The sequence below is a fragment of the Muricoccus nepalensis genome (genome assembly GCF_006438825.1).
GTDB classification, from domain to species: domain Bacteria; phylum Pseudomonadota; class Alphaproteobacteria; order Acetobacterales; family Acetobacteraceae; genus Roseomonas; species Roseomonas nepalensis.
In genome coordinates this window covers 44,465-65,662 of the sequence record NZ_RCZP01000022.1, presented here as the reverse complement: position 1 = coordinate 65,662, position 21,198 = coordinate 44,465, and the positions used below count along the sequence as shown (strand labels likewise).

General features: G+C 63.2%; 20 protein-coding genes and 2 pseudogenes. 16 read left to right on the top strand and 6 right to left on the bottom strand.

The annotated features are described in order from the left end of the window. Positions 1-16: 16 nt before the first annotated feature. From EAH89_RS19080 to EAH89_RS19060, 6 genes and pseudogenes are all read left to right on the top strand, one after another. On the top strand, positions 17-742 hold the full coding sequence (locus EAH89_RS19080) for a DNA methyltransferase (protein WP_206667612.1): 726 nt from the start codon (positions 17-19) through the stop codon (positions 740-742). Beyond that, positions 739-3,324, top strand: coding sequence for a DEAD/DEAH box helicase family protein (locus tag EAH89_RS19075; protein WP_140885306.1), 2,586 nt, complete (start codon positions 739-741; stop codon positions 3,322-3,324). The genes EAH89_RS19080 and EAH89_RS19075 overlap by 4 nt, the downstream gene beginning before the upstream one ends. Before the next feature lie 80 nt (positions 3,325-3,404). Next, positions 3,405-4,529, top strand: coding sequence for an IS5 family transposase (locus EAH89_RS19070; RefSeq protein WP_140885305.1), 1,125 nt, complete (start codon positions 3,405-3,407; stop codon positions 4,527-4,529). Continuing rightward, positions 4,526-4,867 (top strand): hypothetical protein, encoded by a 342-nt coding sequence (locus tag EAH89_RS19065; protein ID WP_140885304.1) that lies wholly within the window; start codon positions 4,526-4,528, stop codon positions 4,865-4,867. The genes EAH89_RS19070 and EAH89_RS19065 overlap by 4 nt, the downstream gene beginning before the upstream one ends. A 268-nt stretch (positions 4,868-5,135) precedes the next feature. After that, a pseudogene (locus EAH89_RS33510) lies at positions 5,136-5,303 on the top strand (SEC-C metal-binding domain-containing protein); the annotation flags it as partial. Between the two features lie 186 nt (positions 5,304-5,489). Continuing rightward, complete coding sequence (locus EAH89_RS19060) at positions 5,490-6,146, top strand: hypothetical protein (RefSeq protein ID WP_241667095.1); 657 nt, start codon at positions 5,490-5,492, stop codon at positions 6,144-6,146. Positions 6,147-6,383: 237 nt separating this feature from the next. Here EAH89_RS19060 and EAH89_RS19055 read toward each other — a convergent pair whose 3' ends face one another. Both EAH89_RS19055 and EAH89_RS19050 read right to left on the bottom strand, forming a co-directional pair. Further along, positions 6,384-8,363: a molybdopterin-containing oxidoreductase family protein gene (locus EAH89_RS19055; protein WP_277753864.1), complete on the bottom strand. Its 1,980-nt coding sequence runs from the start codon at positions 8,361-8,363 to the stop codon at positions 6,384-6,386. A gap of 230 nt (positions 8,364-8,593) precedes the next feature. After that, entirely contained in the window at positions 8,594-9,472 is an 879-nt protein-coding gene (locus tag EAH89_RS19050; RefSeq protein WP_140885301.1) for a LysR family transcriptional regulator, read from the bottom strand. Positions 9,473-9,588: 116 nt separating this feature from the next. Here EAH89_RS19050 and EAH89_RS19045 point away from each other — a divergent pair, with 116 nt between their 5' ends. Then, entirely contained in the window at positions 9,589-10,152 is a 564-nt protein-coding gene (locus tag EAH89_RS19045) for a GNAT family N-acetyltransferase (RefSeq protein ID WP_140885300.1), read from the top strand. 523 nt (positions 10,153-10,675) lie between these two features. Here the strand turns inward: EAH89_RS19045 and EAH89_RS19040 are convergent. Continuing rightward, positions 10,676-11,560, bottom strand: a complete 885-nt coding sequence (locus EAH89_RS19040) for a LysR family transcriptional regulator (RefSeq protein ID WP_140885299.1) — start codon at positions 11,558-11,560, stop codon at positions 10,676-10,678. A gap of 105 nt (positions 11,561-11,665) precedes the next feature. On the opposite strand from EAH89_RS19040, the gene EAH89_RS19035 reads away from it, so the two are divergent. The 3 genes from EAH89_RS19035 (at position 11,666) to EAH89_RS19025 (ending at position 14,971) form a co-directional block, all read left to right on the top strand. Next, a complete protein-coding gene (locus tag EAH89_RS19035; RefSeq protein ID WP_140885298.1) occupies positions 11,666-12,916 on the top strand; it encodes an MFS transporter in 1,251 nt (416 codons plus the stop codon). 47 nt (positions 12,917-12,963) lie between these two features. Next, positions 12,964-14,157 carry an aromatic amino acid transaminase gene (locus EAH89_RS19030; RefSeq protein ID WP_140885297.1) on the top strand — a complete coding sequence of 398 codons (1,194 nt, stop codon included), beginning with the start codon at positions 12,964-12,966 and terminating at the stop codon, positions 14,155-14,157. A 94-nt stretch (positions 14,158-14,251) separates the two neighbouring features. Further along, the gene (locus EAH89_RS19025) at positions 14,252-14,971 is read left to right on the top strand and encodes a GntR family transcriptional regulator (protein WP_140885296.1); all 720 of its coding nucleotides are present in this window, start codon (positions 14,252-14,254) and stop codon (positions 14,969-14,971) included. Between the two features lie 21 nt (positions 14,972-14,992). On the opposite strand, the gene EAH89_RS19020 is transcribed toward EAH89_RS19025, so the two are convergent. Further along, positions 14,993-15,358, bottom strand: coding sequence for a glutathione S-transferase family protein (locus tag EAH89_RS19020; RefSeq protein WP_140885295.1), 366 nt, complete (start codon positions 15,356-15,358; stop codon positions 14,993-14,995). Between the two features lie 195 nt (positions 15,359-15,553). Here EAH89_RS19020 and EAH89_RS19015 point away from each other — a divergent pair, with 195 nt between their 5' ends. Beyond that, entirely contained in the window at positions 15,554-16,648 is a 1,095-nt protein-coding gene (locus EAH89_RS19015; RefSeq protein WP_140885294.1) for a hypothetical protein, read from the top strand. A 15-nt stretch (positions 16,649-16,663) separates the two neighbouring features. Here the strand turns inward: EAH89_RS19015 and EAH89_RS19010 are convergent, their stop codons facing one another. After that, entirely contained in the window at positions 16,664-16,975 is a 312-nt protein-coding gene (locus tag EAH89_RS19010) for a hypothetical protein (RefSeq protein ID WP_140885293.1), read from the bottom strand. Positions 16,976-17,277: 302 nt separating this feature from the next. Between EAH89_RS19010 and EAH89_RS19005 the strand changes: the two are divergent. Further along, positions 17,278-17,743 (top strand): annotated as a pseudogene (locus tag EAH89_RS19005) (transposase); the annotation flags it as partial. A 227-nt stretch (positions 17,744-17,970) separates the two neighbouring features. Here EAH89_RS19005 and EAH89_RS19000 read toward each other — a convergent pair. Next, positions 17,971-18,237: a hypothetical protein gene (locus EAH89_RS19000; protein ID WP_140885292.1), complete on the bottom strand. Its 267-nt coding sequence runs from the start codon at positions 18,235-18,237 to the stop codon at positions 17,971-17,973. Between the two features lie 199 nt (positions 18,238-18,436). Here EAH89_RS19000 and EAH89_RS31415 point away from each other — a divergent pair, with 199 nt between their 5' ends. From EAH89_RS31415 to EAH89_RS18985, 4 genes are all read left to right on the top strand, one after another. Continuing rightward, the gene (locus EAH89_RS31415; protein ID WP_161993682.1) at positions 18,437-18,601 is read left to right on the top strand and encodes a hypothetical protein; all 165 of its coding nucleotides are present in this window, start codon (positions 18,437-18,439) and stop codon (positions 18,599-18,601) included. Positions 18,602-18,696: 95 nt separating this feature from the next. Further along, the gene (locus EAH89_RS18995; protein WP_206667610.1) at positions 18,697-19,680 is read left to right on the top strand and encodes a radical SAM protein; all 984 of its coding nucleotides are present in this window, start codon (positions 18,697-18,699) and stop codon (positions 19,678-19,680) included. Between the two features lie 5 nt (positions 19,681-19,685). Then, positions 19,686-19,973 carry a PqqD family protein gene (locus tag EAH89_RS18990; protein WP_161993681.1) on the top strand — a complete coding sequence of 96 codons (288 nt, stop codon included), beginning with the start codon at positions 19,686-19,688 and terminating at the stop codon, positions 19,971-19,973. Beyond that, on the top strand, positions 19,970-20,842 hold the full coding sequence (locus tag EAH89_RS18985; protein WP_140885289.1) for a DMT family transporter: 873 nt from the start codon (positions 19,970-19,972) through the stop codon (positions 20,840-20,842). The genes EAH89_RS18990 and EAH89_RS18985 overlap by 4 nt, the downstream gene beginning before the upstream one ends. Positions 20,843-21,198 lie beyond the last annotated feature (356 nt).

The following is a 21,198-nucleotide window of genomic DNA, read 5'->3' as shown; positions in this document are numbered from 1 at the left end:
GAGCTGGATCCGCGGCGTGACCGAGAGGTCCGACGGCGCCGACGAGGAGATCGCCGAGGTCGTCACGCAGCGCAGCGGAACCTCCGAGGACTCCGTGAAGGAAATCCTCGGGCATCAGGCGTTCAGCTTCCCCAAGCCACCGAGCCTGTTCCGGGAGCTGCTCCGCTTCGCGACAGATTCGGACGACATCGTGCTCGACTTCTTCGCGGGCTCGGGAACCGCGGCCCAGGCGGTGCTCGCGCTTAACGCGGAGGACGAGGGGCGCCGCCGCTTCATCCTGGTTTCCTCACGCGAAGCCACCAAGGAGAACCTCGACCGGAATCTTTGCCGAGACGTCTGCGCCGAGCGCGTGAGGAGGGTCATCGAAGGATACCCAGGCGTCGCTGGTCTCGGTGGTGACTTCGCCTATCTCACGTCCCAACGCATCGCCTTCGAGGACCTCGCCTTCGACCTGAAGCCCGAGCAGGTGTGGCTCGCGCTGCAGGCGCTCCACGGCCTGCCCTTGTCGCCCTTCCGCGAGGACGGGGATCTGCAGGTGGCCAGCGACGAGGACATGGCCGTGGCCTACTGCGACAGGTTCACCGAGGGCGCGGAGCGGGCGCTCCAATCAGCGGCGGCCGAGCACCACTTCCTCGTCGTCTACGCCTACGCGCCGCGCCCCGTGCGCGACGCGTTGGACGGAGCGAACAACGCGGAGGTCCGCGCCCTGCCGGACTTCCTCCTCGGGAGGTTCCAAGGATGAGCGCCACCGTTCTGCACACGCCCGAGGCCCGCGGCTCGAAAGCGATCCCGCTCAAGGAATTCCAGGACAAGGCGCAGGCGGCCCTGCTCGCCGTCATCGCGGACACAGCCGCCAAGATCGAGGCTGACCTGCCCCGCCGACGGCAAATAGCCCTCGCGCAGGGCGTGACCCTCCTCCGCGCGCCGACGGGCAGCGGCAAGACCCTGACAGTCGGCCGCACCCTCGAGGCGGCCAAGGGCCGGTTGAGGAGGAAGACCTGCTGGTTCTGGTTCACGCCTTACACCGGCCTAGTGTCGCAGACCCGCGAGGCGCTCGCATCGCAGTGCTCCGGGCTCAGGCTGCGGGACGTGAGGACGGACCGCGTCGTCCGCGGGACGCGCGACGGCGACGTCTTCGTCATGACCTGGGCTAGCGTCGCCTCCGCCAGCAAGGACGCTCGTCTCGCGCGGGTGGACGGCGAGGAAGCTCCCGGCATCGACCTGATGGTAGCGGCTCTCCGCGCGGAGAGCTTCCACGTCGGCGCCGTCATCGACGAGGCGCACGTGAACTTCGGCACGTCCGCCAAGCAGGCGGCCGCCTTCTATCTCGACGTGCTCCGGCCCGACTTCACCGTCCTCCTCACGGCCACACCCAAGGACGAGGAGCTGAACAGGTTCCGGCAGGCCGCGAAGATCGGTGAGGTCAACCGCATCGAGGTCGGGCGGGAGGAGGTCGTTAAAGCCTGCCTCAACAAGGTCGGCATCAAGGCGGTGCATTTCCGCCCCGATTCCAAGGACGAGCGATTGCTCGACATGGAGGAGGTGGCGATCTTCGCGGGCCTGGAGCGCCACAGGCGGGTCAAGGGCGCGTTGGCCGCGGCCGGGATCGAGCTCACCCCGTTGCTGCTCATCCAGGTGGACAACGAGGAGAAGGGGAAGGCAGACCCTGTCCAGCGGGTCAAGGACCTTCTGGCCGCCTACGGCGTGGCCCCTCAGGCGGTGGCGGTGCACACCTCGGGCGAGCCCGATCCGTTCTTCCACACCCTCGCCTACGACGAGACCAAGGAGATCCTGATCTTTAAAGTCTCCGCCGCGACCGGGTTCGACGCCCCTCGGGCGTGGACGCTGGTCTCGCTCAGGCAGACCACCGGGACCGAGTTCGGCCTGCAGATCCTCGGCCGCATCATGCGGGTCCATCAGCGCGTGCAGCACCTGCACCCCTACGCCACGAAGCCAGTCCGCGTCCTGCCCAGCGTCTTGGACTACGGATACGTCTTCCTGGCCAATCCGGCCGCTCAGCCCGGGATGATGTTGGCGGCCGAGGAGATCAAGACCATCCAGGACGGCATCGAGACCGTCACCGGCAACGCCGTCGTCATCGACTTCGGCAGCAGGACGGCCGTTCTGCTCGATCCGAAGGGGGGCTTTGCAGAGCTCCTGGACCCTGTGGAGCCGGAGAGTGACTTCATCGACTCTGGGACAGGGACGGCGGAACCCATCGAGGTCCGGGCGCCCGGCGTCGTGGAGACCCCCCGAGCCGCGGCCCTGCGCGTCCAGCCCCTTCTAGAGCTCACTGAACCCCTCTCGATGCGCCTGCCACCCTTCACGGGCGCCCACCCGCAGCCGAAGGCGGAGCCGCAGGCCAGGCCGCCGTCGTTGGCGAGCTACCCTCTTCGCGAGGACGTCGCCTTCCCCCGGAAGCTGGCGCGCGAGGTGATGCCGCGGAGCATGGACGGCTTGGTCGCCTGCATGGCGCAGCGGATCGAGATCGACAGCTCTACCCTCAACCTCGTTAGGCGGACCCGCGGCAAGGTGGTCGTTACCGAGCAGGACGTGTTCGGCACGGACCGGACCACGACCACGGAAACGGTCCCGCTGTCCGCCCTCCGCATCTCCCAGCAGGCGCAGCTCACCTTCCGGTTCAACGAGAGCATCGACGAGCGCGATCTCAAGCCAGCCCTGGCGGAGCGCCTCAAGACCGAGGTGGAGAACGCCGGAATGGACCCGCTCGACGACAAGGAGCTACGCCGGGCCGTGGACCTCATCGCCATGGCGAAGCCGCACCTGCTCCACGAGGCTTGCCGCGCTTGCCTCGCTCAGGTGGTTGAAATCCGGCAGGACGAGGACATACCGTCCGTCTACGAGGGGCCAGTCGGCCTGGAGCGGGCTGGGGAGTCCCTCTACGGCGTCTTCCCGTCGGACCTGAACAACGAGGAGCTCGCCTTCGCCCGCCTCCTGGACGACGACCAGAGCGGCACGGTGCTATGGTGGCTCAGGAATGTGAGCCGGGCCCGCTGGGCTGTCTCCATCGTCCTGCCCAACGGGGACCGGCACTACCCCGACTTCGTCATCGGGGTAGACGTCCGGCGCCGGAGCAAGAACAGCGTCGCCTTGGCGGAGGTGAAGGACGACGGCCGTGACGGGCGGCTCTTCGCCACCAAGAACACCGACAAGGTGCGGACGGAGCATCGCGAATACCGCTCGGCGCTGATGGTGTTCCGCGACGGCTCCGGCGAATGGTTTAACGTCGCATATCGCCCCGACATTCAGCGTCACGTGCCTGGATCTCGCTTCACAGTCGGCGATCTGCTCTGGACGCATTAACCTAACAAGCTGCTGAAAAACACTCGCGATGTAGTGCTGGTCGTGATTCCCTCGGGCTTGCTGGAGGGGGGCGGTTTATCATGCGGGATGCAGACGAGCAGGCGGAGGGACTGTTCAGTTACGTGAGTTGCAAGGCGCGCGTTCCGGCGGGCCACCCGCTCCGGATGATCCGGGCGGTGGTGGGCGAGGCACTGGAGGCGCTATCTGGCGAGTTGGACGGGCTGTACGCGCGGTTGGGTCGCCCCCCGATCGCGCCGGAGAAGCTCATACGGGCCTTGCTGCTGCAGGCTTTCTACTCCGTGCGCTCGGAGCGGCAGCTGATGGAGCAGCTGGATTACAACCTGCTGTTCCGCTGGTTCGTAGGGCTGTCGATGGATGCCCCCGTCTGGGACACTTCGACCTTCTCCAAGAACCGCGACCGGCTGCTCGCGGGAGATGTGGCACAGGTCTTCCTGGCGGCCGTGGTGGCTCAGCCCTGGATCAAAGCGCTGATGTCTGACGAGCACTTCTCGGTAGATGGCACCCTGATCCAGGCCTGGGCCAGTCAGAAGTCCTTTCGGCCCAAGGCGGAGGGATCCAGCGATGGACGGGACCCACCTATGGGCAACGGGCGCAACGCGGAGGCCGACTGGCGCGGCGAGCGGCGCAGCAACGAGACCCATGCCAGCACGACTGATCCCGATGCACGGCTCGCCCGCAAGTCGGACGGGCAGTCGAGTCTGCTGGCCTATTCCGGGCACGTGTTGATGGAAAATCGCTCCGGCTTGGTTCGCTTGGCCTGCCTGACGCGGGCCAGTGGCACCGCCGAACGCGAGGCGGCCCTTGGACTGGTCGGGCGGATGCGTCGGACGATGCGGCAGCGGATCACGCTCGGGGCCGACAAGAACTACGACGCCCGCGAGCACGTGAAAGGGCTGCGGGCACTTCGCGTCACGCCGCACATCGCCCGCAACGACCACATCACCAAGACCGGCAAGCGACGGCGCTCGGCCGTCGACGGCCGCACCACGCGCCATCCGGTTTATGGCGTCAGCCAAATCATCCGAAAGCGCATCGAAAAAGTTTTCGGGTGGATCAAACAGGGCGCGGGCCTGCGTCAGACCCGACCCCACGGCCTCGACCGCGTGGCCTGCACCTTCACTCTCACAGTGGCTGCCTACAACCTCGTCCGGCTGCCTGGCCTCCTGGCAAAGCCAGTTCCGTGAAGGAGAAGAACAACCCGCTTCTGGGGCGCTGGCGCATCATCCAAGCCGACCTGTGGGACAGAGACTACCTCGACCTCGTCGGACCCGCCAGTCTCACAGTTCAGGCCGACGGATCGGGCGAGATGACGTTCGGGGCTATGCAGGCAAGTCTCCGCATTGGCTACGGCCTCGACAACATCGACTTCACCTGGAAGGGCTCCGACGAAGGGGATGAGGTCCAGGGTTCGGGCTACGCTGAACTCCTGGGCGACGGCTCCCTTCAGATTGAAATCGAGTACCAGGACGGCGACGAAGCCACCCTCAGAGCCATCCGCCCGACTTCTTCAGCAGCCTGCTAGGCCGTAACCCGTGTCCACTGCAGCGGGGGAAGGTCACTGCGAACCTCCGCCGGAACAGCCGTCTCGTCTGCGGTGTCTGCGGGAATGACTGGCTTGATCATCCCAGAATGCCGCCCGATTTCGTAGGACGCGTATTCAAAGTGCATGACCTTGTTGGGGTGGCGACGGGGACACGTGCCACCGATTCGCTGACGGATGTCGTCGTGGTCTGCACATTGTGTCACTAGCTTGCTCACGCCAAAGGATAGGCAGGCACTGCCTCTAACAGTTGGACATACATCTTGACATAATTTGCCTCGGATGGACGGAACGGTGCAAGTCTATCCTGCCCCCAGAGAATGGAGCGCCCCCATTGCAGCCCTCGCAGAGACTGCCTGGACCGAACGAGCCCTGCTGGTGCCAGAGCGGCCGCAAGTACAAGCATTGTCATCGCCCGATCGACAATGCTCCTGTCGAACGGAAGTATGCGGAAGCCCAGCGAGTCTATGCCACCAACTGGCGTGTCACCGCTGAACTGCAGCATGGTCGTGGCGACTACCGCTGGATGGCCCGGCAACTGGGATCGCACGGCATAAGACGCGTCCTTGACGTCGGGTTTGGCAGTGGTCACGGCATTCTGTCCATGCTTGAGGAACTCGGGCCCGGACTCCGGATTGTGGGTATCGACGAGAACCCGGACTGCCTCACGACAGCACAGAACACGCTCCAGACGGCCGGGGTGGACTGCCCGTCGCCCATGCGCCGTGTGACGACCCTGCCATACGCGGACGGATTCCGTTCAGCCGCCGTGCCGATCGAAGGAGCGTTACCGGAGCCGGTGGCCCTTCTGCAAGCCGATGTCTGCTCTGATCTCTACCTCGAGAAGGCACTGCGTGCGGACGGCCCATTCGACGCTGTCACCGTTTGGCTGACTGGGGTCCACATGTATCGGCAGTACAACGTCGTCGTCACCTCGGCAGGGATTAAGACCGATGGATCTCATCGCCTCTTCGTCCAGAACGCGGTGTACGAGCTGGCCGATAAGGTCCTCCGGCCAGGTGGCGTGCTTCAGGTTGTTGACCGCGGCGAGGCGCCAGCCACCGAGACGATGAAGCAGGACATCATCCGCGCGCACCGCGAGCAAGCTGAACCCACTACCCTCGACTTCCGTGCCATCGAGTACACGCCATGGACGCCGACCGAGACGAGACGTGTGCCCATGGGGCTGACGCTAGGCACGAGCGGAATGGCTCCGACGCAGGATATGGCAATAGTATCCATCATCTCTGTGAAAACCTGACGATCGCCCCATCAGGGCGGCATAAAATCCGGTATGGGACCAAGCCCGCTCCCGCCCGGGCAACGCCCTCAATGGAGATCGCACGACGCGGCTCTACCTCCCGGGTAATCTCTTCCCCTTGGTGGTAGCGTCGGGTCTTTGCGCGGGCGCCACACAAAGACTCTTGCGGCACCATCGCGCTCTGGTCTGGTGCTAACTAGGAAATTAGCTCTGCAGGAACTCGGATTATTCAGTGTGTTATTCTAACGAAATGGAGGAGGAAATGGGGGGAGGAGACACAACTTCCACGAAGATCTCATTGTAGGCTGGCTGCCCAGCAGGAGACCAAGCGGGAAGGGTCAGGTCGTTGACAGCGCTTCCAAGGCGAGCCGTGGACATATTCCACCATTTGCCTGGTAATGCGACCACTCCGGGGTGCATTCCGTCCACCACGGCGAGGTGGACAAAGATAGCTCCTCCGGTGTTGCGCACCTCGACCAAGCCCCCGTCGGTAAGGCCTCGCACCTCCGCATCCCCACGGCTCATTTGCAGCGTGGGGCGTACGGCCGAGTGTCGGTGTCGCGGCATGTCTGCGAAAGTCGTGTTCAGGAAGAAATGTCCCTTCGGCGTTAGGAGCTGGAGGTGCCCAGGCGAAGGCGTCGAAGCTGGGAGCAGCACACCGTCGCCCACGCACAGCTTCACCTTAGAAGCAGGCGTGGAGCGAACGGGGGAGCACTTGATCCATCCCCTCTCCTTCAGCGCTCCGAGTTCTAATCCCACTGGCAGGGCCGCCTCAGCAATCTCTTCATCGCTCTCCTGCAGGGCGGGCTCCGTCAATCCCATTCCCCGAGCAAGAAGGCGCAGGATCTCTCCGTGTGATTTCGCTTCACCTTGAGGCGCGACAGCGGGGTGGTTGACCGAAATGTAGTGGTGACCCCAGGCCCCCTGCACATCGAAGTGCTCGAGCTGCATGGTGGACGGCAGAACAATATCGGCGAATGCCACCGTGTCTGTGGGAACGTGCTCGATGACAACCGTGAACAGATCCTCTCGACTGAGGCCCTGACGTACGCGCGCGGTGTCAGGCTGCGTGACGACGGGGTTCGTGCCCCAGATCATCAGACCTTTGATGGGCGGCGAGAGCGCACCGTTGGTCAGGGTTTCCCCGAGCCGGGCCATGTCGAAGCTGCGAGTGGGACTTGGCAGCAGGTCAGGGCGGGCTACACGGGCATCGTGGAAGTCCGGGCTCGCTTCAATCAGCAGCCCTCCCCCACGCCGGGTTGGGTGTCCGCCCAGAATGGAGAGTGCCGACAGTAGCCGCACGAGGGCTTCTCCATGCTGCGTCTGCTGAGGAGCAATGCCCACCCGGATGACAGCGGGTCGCGCCCCTGCGAGTTCGCGAGCAAGACGGACCACCGTGTCCGGCCCAATCCCGCATAGCTGGGCGACGCGCTCCGGTGTCCAGGGCGCGATCTGTTCACAGAAGGCATCGAAATCGCTCGCGGCTGCCCCGGCACAGCCGAGGTCTGCCAACCCCTCCTGTAGGGCTACATGGGCGAGGCCAGCCGCCAGCACTGCATCGGATCCTGGCCGAATGGAGACGTGTTCATCCGATGCCGCGGCGGTGCGGGTGCGACGTGGGTCGATGCAGATCACGCGGGCGCCATGCCGCTCGCGAGCTGCTTTGATAAAGTGCCAGCCATGCGGGGCGGTGGTGAGCAAGTTGGTTCCCCAGAGCAAAACAAGGCGGCTGTCGGCCACCTCCTCGGGGTCAAAGCCGAGGGCGTGGCCTTCCGCAGCGAGCGCGTTGCCGGACTGCCCACAGACGCTGCCATGGAAGCGTGATGCCCCAAGCGCGTGGAAAAGCCTCATGAGGGCGCGCCGCTGAACGACACCGAGTGATCCAGCGAAGTTCACCGGCAGCAGTGCCTCCGCACCGTGATGAGCGATGATTGCGCCATACCGCTCTGCAATGTGCGACACCGCTTCATCCCAGGTGATACGCTGGAACAGCCCCCTGCCTTTGGTGCCCGTACGTAGCAAGGGATGGAGCAAGCGGTCGGGTGCATCCAGTCGTGTCTCGTAATCTCGGACCTTGGCGCAAAGAACACCGCGCGTGATGGGGTGGTCGGGCGCACCAACCACCCGCACGACACGATCATCCTCGACGTGGGCGAGCCAGGCGCAGCTGTCCTGACAATCCAAGGGACAGCAGCCCCTAACGGTCCGAGACGTCATCACCCGGCCTTCCAAATTCCAGTACAGCGAACGTAGTAGACGGGCGACGCCACCGCCCAGCCATGACGCCCACCGCGCATGTATAGCCTTGCGGCCGACGGAGGTGTCATCGGACCAGTGTGCGGTGGTAGAGGAGTATTCTGCGTGGCCGTCCAAGATAATCGAAGGGTGCCTTCCTGTCGGTAGCCAATCCCAATCCGGCATTCCCTTTCGGCGTCCCAGTATATTGGTTAGGCGACAGCTTCCAAAGCTTCCGTCAGAACCCGCAGCCCTCTGTCGCGTACCTTTTCCTTTCGCAGAACGAGGCCGAGCTCGCGAGACGTCTCGGGCCGCAATGGTCGTCGCTCTGTACCGGGCGTACTGCTACCCAGGGCCAAGCAGGGTAACACTGACGCACCGAGCCCGCTGCCTACCAGCACCTTGATCGCCTCGACGCTGCCGAGCTCCATGATCGGCCGTGGTGCCAACCCGGCCTTGCGGAACCAGGCATCGACCACCCCACGCGTGTCACCGCCACTCTCGTAGAGAATTAGTGGCATCGCAGCGAGCTGCGCGGGTGTAAGGGCGCCCTCGCCAGGACTGCCTGCTGGCACCAGCGCCGCCAAGCCGTCGCGCTGTCGGGTCGCTGTGGTCAAGGCGCGGCTCAGGGTGCGTGGCATGGTCACGAAGCCCGCATCCAGATGGCCCTCCTCAACCCGGCGCAGGACGTCCGGCGTGTTGCCGATTGCGACCAAAATTTCCAGGCCCGGCATCCGCGCCTTGGCGGCAGTCAACACTGGCGGTAGCAGGTGAATGCAGGCGGTAGCGCCGGTGCCGAGCCGTACCCTGCCGGTCTCACCCGAGCGGAATGTCGCCGCCGCGCTAACGAGTTCCTCAACCGCCGCTTGTGCCCGTCGGGCGGGAGCAAGGATGGCGTTTCCTGCCGCGGTTGCCATGACCCGCCCCTCCGCCCGGTCCAGCAGGCGCACGCCGAGAATGCGCTCTAGCTCCCGGAGCTGCTGGCTGGCTGCGGGCTGGGTCAGGTTCTGTGACCGTGCCGCTTCGGTGATGCTGCCCCGCTCCACGGCAGCCAGGAAGGTTCTGAGTTGGCGAAGCGTCGGCGTGTCCATAAGCGCAAATTATTCGAATGCGCCGCATCCGAAAAACTTTCTTTGCTCTGGGAGAGCCAGGAACCAGCATTCTCAAACCGCCGGAGCTGGTTCCGGCTCCTCCAGAGCGGATCTCAATGAGCGCGACGCTGCCCCTTGATTTTACCCTTACCGGCATCCGACCTGCCTCCGAGGCAGACATGACAGCCATCACAGCGATCTACGCCCATCACGTCCGTCAAGGCTCTGCTTCCTTTGAAACCAAAGTGCCCGACGTTGTGGAGATGGCGCGCCGCCGGGCCACCCTCCGGGAGGGTGGCTTCCCCTACGTCGTCGCGGAGGACAATAGTGAGGTGCTGGGTTACGCCTACGCTGGCGCTTACCGCCCGCGCGCTGCCTACTGCAACACGGTGGAGGACTCGATCTACCTGCGTCCCGACGCCACGGGGCGCGGTTTGGGCTCCCACCTGCTCACTGCCCTAATCGAGGCCTGCGAGGCGCAAGGCTTTCGGCAGATGATCGCGGTGGTCGGCGACAGAGCCAATACCCCTTCGATCCGCCTCCACGAGCGGCAGGGCTTCCGTCGCATCGGCACGCTGGAGGCGGTGGGTTGCAAGCACGGGCGTTGGCTCGACGTCGTCCTGCTGCAGCGCCGCCTTGGGGAGGGCGCGTCCTCGGCACCTCAGGTGCGGAATGCCTGATCAACGGGCTGTCACCCGGCACGCCGACTGAGGCTGGTCCTTGGCGTACACCAGCTCGTGGCCAGGGCGACTACCTCTTACGTCCCAGCCATGGTCCTGCGATATACTTTCGAGCATCTTGCGCTATTCCCACGGCACGGCTGGCTGTGACCCGATGGCGGAAATCCGCTCCCAAGGAGAAGGCTTCCTGTTTCGCCAGGTCGCCGCCTCCTCGGGACGTGCGTGATCCATACGGGCTCAGCGTACTCCAACCTCTAACCAGGCGAACACCGTCCGAAGCGAGTGTTCCACCTGGATCACTTGACCTCCTGCAGCAAGAGGAGGGCGCCATCTTCCGTCTCGCAATCCGCCGCAGTAGATGGGGCCGCGACAGCGTGTAGAACGCCGTTAGCATCGCGTATGGTGACGGAGCGCCCGCACCGGGTTCCCTGCTCCAGCGGTGTCGTTCCCCGCTGGTCAATCAAGCCGCTCATCGGGCGTCTTCTCCGGACTCGACGTTACCGAAAAGAGCAAATTCGCCAAGCTACGCTGCCTTTGTGGGAAGCGACCGCTTCACAGTCCTAACATCGGCTCGGAAGGCTGTGACGATCCTAGTCAGGAGCGTCTGCGAACCTGGACTCGACAGGCTGGAGTGCAACACGACGGGAATTTGAGGCAGCTTCGGGAGGCCGAGCCGTGCACCGACGTCCACCAGTCCTTCCGGGGCGATGCGGCTCGCGACGGCCGCGATCCCGATGCCCGCGAGCGCCGCCGCCGCGGTAGAAGACACGCCGGACCCCAGAAAGGCCTCTCGCCAGTCGATACCCGTGCCTTCGAGGGCCGACACGGACATCGCGCGGAGCTTGCAGGGCTCGCGTTGGAGGATCATCGGCAGGGGCGCGCCGCGGCTCAGCGACAGGTCGGGGGACGCCATCCAGTGGAAGGTCTCCGTGAGCACGATCTGGCCGCCGCGACGGCTCTCGTCGTGCCGGAGGAGCACGACGGCATCCAGCTCGCCCGCGTCGTAGCTGTCCAGCAGGGTCCGGGTGCTCGCGACCCGCAGGTCCAGGACGAGGTCGCGCGACTTCCCCCCGAAGCGTCGCAGGAGATCGGAGAGTCCGTCGCAGACGAGGTGATGGCTCAGCCCGAGCGAGACGCGCGACGATCTCTCTTCGAACGCCTCCGTCGCACGGCGGTAGGTTTCCGAGAGCGGGCGGGCGCGGACGAGGAACGCCTGTCCGTCCGGGGTGAGCCGGACGAGGCGCGGGGTCCGCTCAAGGAGGCGCCGGTCGAGCACCTTCTCCAGGCGGCTGATTTTTAGGCTGATCGCCGACTGGGTCGTGTTCAGAGCACGTGCGGCACGCGTGAAGCTGTTCAGGTCCGCCACGAGCACGAAGGCCTGGACGGCCTCTGGGTTCAACTGGGGCATGACCTGCCATTACACCATGTAATCACTGAAAGCGATTTCGAATGGGTACCGTGGCGACGGCGATGGGGCCAGTTTCCGATGAGAACAGAAGGAGCCCTTACAGCCATGTCTGCCAGCGGTCCCGCCAGTGGCGACGTCGCGTTCCCCCCGGGTCCCAAAGCCGCCCCGGGGTTCCGCCTGTGGGCGGTGCTCGGCCTCGCCGTAACGGCCCAGACGGCGGGATCCATCGTTTCCCAGGGCGTCTACACACTGGTCCCCTTCCTGCGATCCGAATTGGAGCTGCCACTGTCCGCCGCTGCCCTGGCCGTCACGGCGCTGAACGGCGGGCAGATCCTGTCCATGTTCTCCCTTGGCCGCCTCATTGACCGCCACGGCGAGCGCGCGGTGGTCACCGTCACGATGATCGGCATGGGCCTGACCGCGATCGCCGGGGCCCGGCTGGCCGGGAGCTATGCCTCGCTCCTCGCCTGGCTGGTCCTGCTCGGGATGTTCTACGCGTCCGTGCAGCCCGGAGGGACGCGCGCGATCCTTCGCTGGTTTCCGCCGCGGCACCGGGGTCTCGCCACCGGCTTCCGCCAAGCGGCGGTTCCGCTCGGCACCTCGATTGCCGCCGCGCTCCTGCCGTGGATCGCCTCTTCGAGTGGCTGGCGCGGCGCCCTCGTCGCGCAAGGCCTCGTCGGGATCGCTGGCGGCGTCTTCTTCTGGCTGTTCTACCGCGAGGGCGATCTTGCCGAGGGCGGCAAGCCGCCCCGCATCCCGGTACGGGAGCTGGTCGCGACGCTGGGGCGAGATTCCGCCTTCTGGCCGGTGGTTGGCGCGGGCGTCGCGATGTCCGCCTTCCAGTTCACCTTCACGGCAGGCGCCATCGCCTTCATGTCAGACAGCTTCGGTGTCGGCCTGGTCGCGGCGGCCAGCCTTTTCGCGTTCGTCCAGGTGGTCGGTATTCCGGGTCGCGTACTGCTGCCGTGGGTTTGCGACCGGCTCTGGCCCGGCCGTCGCGTTCGCGCCCTGGGATGGATCATGGCCGCCTGCGCCATCGCGACCGTCGCCTACCTGTTCCTCCCTCCCGGAGCGCCAGCCTGGGCGCTGTACCCGGTGCTCGCCCTCCTCGGGATCTTTGGGATCGGATGGTTCCCGCTCTACATCCTCCAAATCGCCGAGATCGCGCCGAAGTCGGCGATAGCGTCGACCGTCAGCTTCGCGACGACGCTCTGCATGGTCGCGATGTCGCTCGCGCCCTTCCTCTTCGGGGCCGTCGTCGATCTGGCGGGATACAGGGTGGCCTGGCTGCTGCTCGTCGCGCCGGTCGTCCTGCTCGTGCCGGTCCTGGTCCGGCTCCCCGCCCGCCGCGCCTGAGCGGTGTCCCGGACCGCTCCCCGTCCTCGAAAACCATCGGAAGCCGCATGCTCGAGCGTCTGACTGCCATGCCCCCGGACGCGCTGATGCGCGCCGCTCGCACCTTCGCGGCCGATCCCAGGAAGGAGAAGATCAACCTCGGGGTCGGAATCTACTACGATGCGGCCGGGCACGTGCCCGTGCTCGAAGCGGTACGCCGCGCCGAGGAGCGCATCGGCGGCGGGCGTTCCTGGCCTTATCTACTTGTCGAAGGCCTCCCGGGCCTGTTCCGAGGCGCCCTCGACCTGGCCTTCGGTCCCGCGCTGGCGGGAGATGCGGGAACGCGGACCGCCGTGCTGCAGACTCCCGGGGGAACGGGGGCCTTCCGCCTCGGCGCCGAGATGGTGCGTTCGCTCGAGCCCCGGACGGTCGCCGCGGTCAGCGATCCGAGCTGGCCCAACCACGAGGCCGTCCTTCGCGCCGTGGGCCTTGAGGTGCGACGGTACGCCTACGCTGGAGAGGGCTCCGGCGGACCGGACGTCGAGGGCATGATCCGCGACCTCGAGGCCCTCCCGCGGGGATCGCTGGCCGTGCTGCACGCGTGCTGCCACAACCCGACGGGCTGGGATCCGACGCCTTCGCAGTGGGAACGCATCGTGGTAGCGATCGCCCATCGCGGCCTGGTCCCCTTCGTGGACATGGCATACCAGGGCTTCGGAGACGGACTCGCAGCCGACTCGCTGCCCGTGCGCCTCGCCGTCGCGGCCTGCGCGCCCGTCTTCGTCGCCCTGTCGTTCTCGAAGTCCTTCTCGCTGTACGGGGAGCGCGTCGGGGCTCTCTGCGTCGTGGCGCGGGACGGCGCCGAGGCAGCTCTCCTCGCGGAGCGCGGTCGCGCCCTGGTCCGCACCCTCTACTCCAGCCCCCCGACCCACGGAGCGCTCCTGGTCTCGGAGGTGCTGTCGGATCCCGTGCTGCACAGGGACTGGGAGGACGAGCTCGGCGCGATGCGAGGCCGGATCCGGGATATGCGCTCGGGCTTCACGGAGCGCCTGGCGGCCGGTAACGCCCCCCGCGACTTCTCCTTCGTCAAGGAGCAGAAAGGGCTGTTCTCCTACTCCGGCTTGACGGCCCGCCAGGTCGGGCGGCTCCGCGAGGAGCACGCGATCCACGCGATCGAGGACGGCAGGCTGTGCCTCGCGGCCCTCAATCCCGGCAACCTGGACCGCGTCGTCGACGCAGTCCGGGGCGTCTGCATGCGGTAATGAGGCCCGCTTACCGGCCTCCCTTGTCCTGCCCGTCCGTTGAAAGTCGCAGTCCGGCCGTCCCCTCCGCCGAGGAGACGGACAGACCGGACAGGTGGAGGAACGCGTGCCTATTAGATCCAACGAGAAGGCCGGGAAGGGACGCGCCAAAGCCTATCCCGAGCTGAGGGCCATGTGCCTCGAGTACCGGTTCTGGCCCAGGCAGCAGCTGCTCGTGGACGACCTCGCCACCCTCGTGCATTCCAGCGCCACCCCGGTCCGAGAGGCCGTGGCCCGTCTCGCTGGCGAGGGTCTCATCGATGCGATCCCGAACCGGGGATACTTCGCGAAGGCGCTCAGCGCAGCCGACATGCAGCACAACATTGCCCTCATGTTCATGCTTCTGCGGAACGTCGTCGAGCGCCCGGACATCCTCGCGGCATGGAAGGACCCGGCGGACGACCGGTCTCCCCACACGTGCGAGGACGCGATGGCGGCGTCCGAGCTGCTGTTCCGGGGGTTGGCAGCCCTTGGCGGGAACCAGGCCCTGACCGCGCAGGGAAACCGCATCCTAGACTTCACGCGCTTCGTCCGTCGCCTCGACCTTGAGGAACCCAGGGCGGAGGCGTCGATGCGCGCCCTGACCGAGGATCTCCGGGGGCGGCTGGTTGAGGGCGACGCCGCGGCGGCCCGGGCAATCCTAGACGCGACCGAACTCGAGGTGCTCGCCCGGCTCGGCGCCGTCGTCGCCGAGGGGCTGGTGCGTAGCATGCCGGACGACGTCGACACCCGTCCGACGGCCAGCCCCGTACGGGCGTTCCTCGCCCCTTCCTGAGGCGGGGCCTGGGGCGCCTTCTCAGGGCAGGGCGATTCCTTCCCTCTCCAGCACCCTCGCGACCGCTTCGCGAGAAGCGAGGCGCTTCGCGTGCCGGGACCAGGAGGGGAACTCGCCAGGCATGTCGAACCCGAGCCGCGGTCCCCTCCCCCAGTTCAAGAAGACCTGCAGGTAGGGGTCGACGACGGTGCAGCGGATTTCGACGGCCAAATCGCCATCCAGGCCGCCCTCCATCTGCCCTGAACGACGAGCCCGGTCGAAGGACAGATCAGCCGCATTAAGATGATCAAGCGAACCACATTGCATCACCCAGACCCACCCAAGAGCCATGGTGTGGCGGCTCAGGCCGACCACGAACAGAACCATGAGCGCGGTGGAGTCGATCATCGAAACGCTTGACGGACCCAATTAGAGAACGCTTAGGAACACAACCAACGAGGAGAAGAAGACGCACGGAGACGGCCACTAGGACTTCATCAAAATGCCCGAGCAGCATGGCACGAAGGCACAGGCCATGGCACCATAAGTGGATCTGACATCAGCTTATCGTATAATGTCACCAAGCGTGTTAGATTTGCAGTCATGCATCTCTTCGATGACTCCTTCGCCAACCGGGTGTACCGGGCGACCTACACACGCTATCCTCATATTTTCCTTGCGGCGATCCATGCGCACGATGGGATGGGTTCATGCTCGCTTTCCTGGGGACAGGACGAGGAGGCTTTCATTAGCATAGGCAGTGCTGAGTACGACGCGGCTATTGCAGAGCTTCGAAGTCTGAAGAGTCTGAATGAGGAAACTTGGAGCCCCAGGGCCTTCCTGCACGACGTCCTCAGAATTGCTCAAACTGATTTTGCTGTTATTGATTGCAGATCTGACAGACGTGAAGATTCGCTCACAGGTTCCTTGATGACTAGGATTTGGACCGCAGCAGCCTTGCTGAATTCCCGCGCCCTGGGAGATGTATCCAGGCCGAGCAGCAACGTATGCCTGATTGAACTGATCGGTCATAATCTTGAGCAGGAAACCGGGGGCGATGTTGCACTTGTACATCACGACGGGAATTGGCAGTTCGCCTTTTGCCTACAGGCAAAGCGAACCGACCACCGAAGAAAGCCGCAGTGGATCGGGAAAGGTTGGACGCCCACCAAGGGCAAGGTCCTGGATATGCCGCAACTGTTGAAGCTGCGAGAGCTTGAGGCAAACTGTCCGGCAATTCGCGGAGCTTACCTTCTCTATGACAGAGGAATCATTAGAGAAGTGATCCTACCTTTAGTAAAACCGATTGATGCACTTGAGGATGACATCCTTCAAACAGGATGCACAGATCTATCGACAGGAACGTCGGATCTTGCGAGCTTTGTAACGTCAACCTTGCGCGACGTAGCGGATGGAGGGGGCACGTCTGTCTCATTAGACGATCTCGCCAACTTTTTAGCAAAAGGAAACATACGCTACGTCCTTTCCTGCTCTATCGATCAGCAATTTGGCCCGGACCTTGCCCATCAACTCCGACAAGCCTTGGAAGCAGACAGTAGAGAAGCCAAAGTCGTACACGCGGAGGCTAGTCTGCCAGGGCCGCAGCAGGTTTCCTTACCGTACCCGGCACCACGGTGGGCGCCGAGACCCAAGCCTTGGCGCCCGTCGACCCAATCCACGGTCGGGCCAAAGCTATGATGAACCCAGCCCGGGTCACTTCTCCAAGTACGGTTCGAGTTGAAGTCCGTACTTGGCAGCGATGCATACGGACAGCGCCATGGCGTCCTCGTCGCGCATTACAAAGGTCATCGGCCGGAGATCGGTCCCCTTTTTCGATCGCCGCACGAGTGTTCCCTCGACGTGTGCCAAGCCGCCAAGCGCCTCCACACGGATACGGAAGAACTGCCGAGCGACGCCTGCCACTTCGATGCGGTAGCCGTTTCCATCCGATTCGATAGGTCTTGGATCGGCGCTTGCCGTCTGATCATTCTGCGCCACTCGTACGGACTCGCCATTTTCGGACATGGTTATGTCTCCTTCTCGCGCCCGCCAAACGGGAGCCCCATACAATCATCCCCTCCGTACCGTCAGTACTGCAAGGTTATTCATGTAGTTCCAATTCAGAAATCATCACGGCGGCATCGGTTGGATTGTGGGTAGTGGGGGGAGGCATGTGCCTTGCTACCGCCGCTTCTTGGTAACCTTAGATCTCTCGGTAATCTGAGCCAGTATCAGTGATACCGGTTCACACGGGACCACCAGTTCACAGTGACCCTGTACCCGAAACGGGCCCGGCTAACGTGGAGTTGGATGCGGAGGGGGCATGCGGTGCTGGCCATGGCGAGCGCAGGCCTGAGCGGGTGAACCAGCGGAACGGCTACCGCGAGCGGGACTGGCAGACCCGGGCCGGGACGGTGGAGCTCAGGATCCCGAAGCTCCGGCGCGGCTCGCTCGTACTTCCCGGCTTTCCTGGAGCCCTGGCGGCTGGCGGAGAAGGCGCTGACGGCGGTGATCCAAGAGGCCTACGTGCAGGGCATCTCCACCCGCTCGGTGGACGATCTGGTCTGGGCCATGGGGATGGAAGGGATCAGCAAGAGTCAGGTGAGCCGCCTCCGCGGCGAGATCGATGGCCGGGTGCAGGACTTCCTGGCCAGCCCCATCAAGGGCGACTGGCCCTACCTGTGGCTGGACGCCACCTACGTGAAGGTGCGTGAGGCAGGCCGCATCATCTCGGTGGCGGTCACCATCGCGGTGGAGGTGAATAGCGATAGTAGGCGCGAGGTTCTTGTAGTTCATCCGCGCGCCAACGCGCACCAGCGGGACGCCCAGTCGCCCGGCGCCGAACCGGCGACGCCCAGCCGCCAGTTCCCGCAGCCGCGCCCGGATTGATGCATTACCGGGGCGCCTGCCTCGATCGCGGATCGACGTCTGGTCGACGCTGAGCAGCGAACACGCCCGCCGCTGGCCGATCCTGCGCACCTCCTGGGCAAGGGACACCGCCACCCGCCTCGCCGAGGGCATCAGTACTTTTTTGCAGCGAGATCCTTCAGCACGGCATCGTCCAGCGTCGCCTCAGCCACCAACCGCTTCAGCCTGCCGTTCTCGTCCTCAAGCGTCCGCAGCCGCTTGGCTTCCGGCACACCGAGACCGCCGTACTTGGCCTTCCGGCATAGAAGGTTACCGCTGTAAACCCATTCTTGCGACAGAGATCCCCCGTCCTCAACCCCGCCTCCTGCTCCCGCAATACCTCCAATGATCTGCTCGTCCGCGAACCGTCTGCGCTTCATGGCAGCCTCCAAATGGGTGACGGACTCCACCTCTTTTTGGTCGAAATCATGAGGCTCAGGTCAGAAGCTTGGGAGCCCAGGTATCTGCGCCGCCCACGAGTGGAGCTCGCCTTCGAAAATTCTTGCGATGGCTGATCCCAGGTTGTCAGATGGCCCTGGGCGGTATTCCGCCGCTCGTGTGTTCGTAGGAACCCATGCGATGAATAAGCTTGCCTCAATCGCGGAGCTGGCGAAGAAGCTCGATATTATCGAACCCCCGGTTGTTCAGGAAGTGGATCGTCACGTTCGCTCAGGGGAGATGTTCCCACCAGGTGAGTGGCACACGCGCACGGTGGCAGCGGAAAAGCACGAAGACAAGCGTTAAAACTATTTCGCCCTGGGCCGCTGCAGCGGCCCAGGGCCCTTAACGAGGTGGCTATGACGGTACATCCACAGTTTTCCAAGCCCCTGAAGCTAACTATGATCGTAACCAATACATGCAACCTAAACTGCGCCCACTGCTATTCGGATTGCACAAAAACACCATCATCGAAAGAACTGACGACAGCCGAGTGGAAAGAGGTCATTGACCATTTAGTTAGCAACGATGTTATGCACGTCTTCATCGAAGGTGGCGAACCATTTTCAAGGCCTGACTTTCTCGAACTGCTAAGCCACATGTCCCGTCGTTTAGATATTACCGTGAGGACATTTGCCAATCTGATAACTCCGGAAATCGCGCGAGAGATCAAGCGCCTCAAAGTGAGTATGGTATGTGTGGATTTTCTTGGGCCAGACGCCGAGACCCACGATTATCTCTCAGAAGTTCCTGGGAGCTTCGAAGCTGGCCTACAAGGCGCGCGCAATCTCAAAGCGGCCGGAGTGCCCGTGTACACGCTAATGATTTTGAATCGCGCCAACCATGGGAAAGTACAGCAATATCTTGAACTCGCATCATCTCTCGGCGCGTACAAAGCTGCGGTTCTAAGGTTCTATCCAATTGGGCGCGCAAAGCGTCGTTGGTCGGAGCTAGCCCTTTCTCTTTCAGAGATGGAAGAGGCAATCACAAACGTCTCAGTTCCAGCAGGTCTACACTATGTACAAAGCTGGCATCCGAATGATGGCAACACCTGTTATCAGATGTCATCTATTTCGCCCCACGGCCGCTCTATCGGCTGCCCTTACCTCCGCGAGTTTGTTGACCTTGGAGACGTCCGAACGAAGCCGTTTATCGAAACGTGGGATGATCCATTGTGGAAAGAGCTACGATCTGGTGTAGTTGAAGACGCGTGCGCTCATTGTCACGACACTCAGAAAAGCAACGGCGGCTGCCGTGCCACAGCTTTTGCGTTCCACGGCAGGTGGGATGCTCCAGACCCGTTTTGTTCTCACATGAATGCTGGTGTCGATTTAAAGACTCTGCCGGAAGAAATGCATTGGCGGCAACCCTGGGTGGAGCGTTGAGGAAAGTGGAAGCGAAATTTTCACGTCGTCAGGATATAAAGATTCGTGGTTTGCCTGAATGGCATTCAGCCATGGTCTTCGACCCAGAGCGTCCAGGCTTATGTCTTCTCAATCCGACAGCCTGGCTTGTGCTGGAACTTTGTGAAAATCGAACTGAACAGGAGATTGTTTCTTTGTATGCCGATCTCTTTGGGAATAGACTAGGGAGAGCGGAAGCAGGAAAGCACGTCTCCGCCGGGCTTCAAACCCTAGCAAAGTGGGCATTGCTCTCTTTACCCCAAGAGCAAACATGATGAATTCGATAATACGCTCGACGCCCCAGTTAAATGGTGTCGTTCTTGCGGTTGCTTCTGTCGCAATGTTTGCTCTAGAGACGGCAGCAGCAAGACAAATTGGCGCTGACGTTCCAACTTCTCAACTCGCGTTCCTCCGGAGTATAGGTGGGCTCTGTTTGGTTTTCGTCGTGGCACGGAGTGACGGATTTTCTGTTTTCCTTACGACGGCGCTTGGTTTGCAATTTCTACGAGCATCGCTCTCTATCATTGGAGTCTTTGCCTATTTTTATGCGTTTGCTCGTCTGCCTTTGGCTGACGCAACAGCCATAACGTACACGAAAGCATTCTTCTTAATAGCAATTGCGGCTTTTTTCCTCAAAGAGCAAGTTAGTGGAAGGCGGTGGTTCGGCACCATCTTAGGGGCGACTGGCACATTCATTATTTTGCGCCCAACGGGCTCGCAGTTTGAAGCGGCTTACCTAGTGGCATTGCTCAGTGCCGGTCTAAGCGCAGCTTTGATAGCTTTAACCAAGATTATAGAGAAGCGAGATAGCGCGCGAACGGTTATGGCGTATGTGGCAACACTCTCATTTCTTGCCTATTCCGGACCGGCTTATTATAGTTGGGCCCCCATCTCCGGCGCCGACGCACCGTATGTTTTATCAATTGCGATTCTTGGACCTCTCGGTCAATACCTCGGCATCTTGGCAATCCGTGCTACGGACGCATCTGTATTAGCTCCCATCGATTACCTAAGGTTATTTTTTGCGGCAGTTATCGGATTTTCATTTTTTGGGATTAGGCCAGACTTGGCCTCCATTATGGGAATGGCGTGCATTGTAGGCGGTTGCCTTATCTCAGCATCTTCAGCAAAACGCAAAGTATGATCGCTCTCGAACATCTTCGTTTGATTGCGTGGCCATGTTCACTTCACATCCAGTCGAATTTTCAGAGGGCGGTGGAAATTTAGGCCACTTACCAGCTCTGCGGTGAGCTCCCCAGTCCCAATCGCGGAGGGCCGTGTGTCGATCTCCTCCCCCCCAGCTGGACTACATGCCCGATGGAATCCACTCGCGGACGTGCAGCACGCACAGCAACCGCAGGTAGCAAGCTGATCATGTCGCGACAGCGGTAATCGTGCTAACGACGCTTCCCGTCGCTTGCCTCATTCGCTTTATGACGGTCGCGCTCGGACAACGCCGAAACCGTCGAGGTGCTCAGCGCGGCACCAGCTACGGAGCGT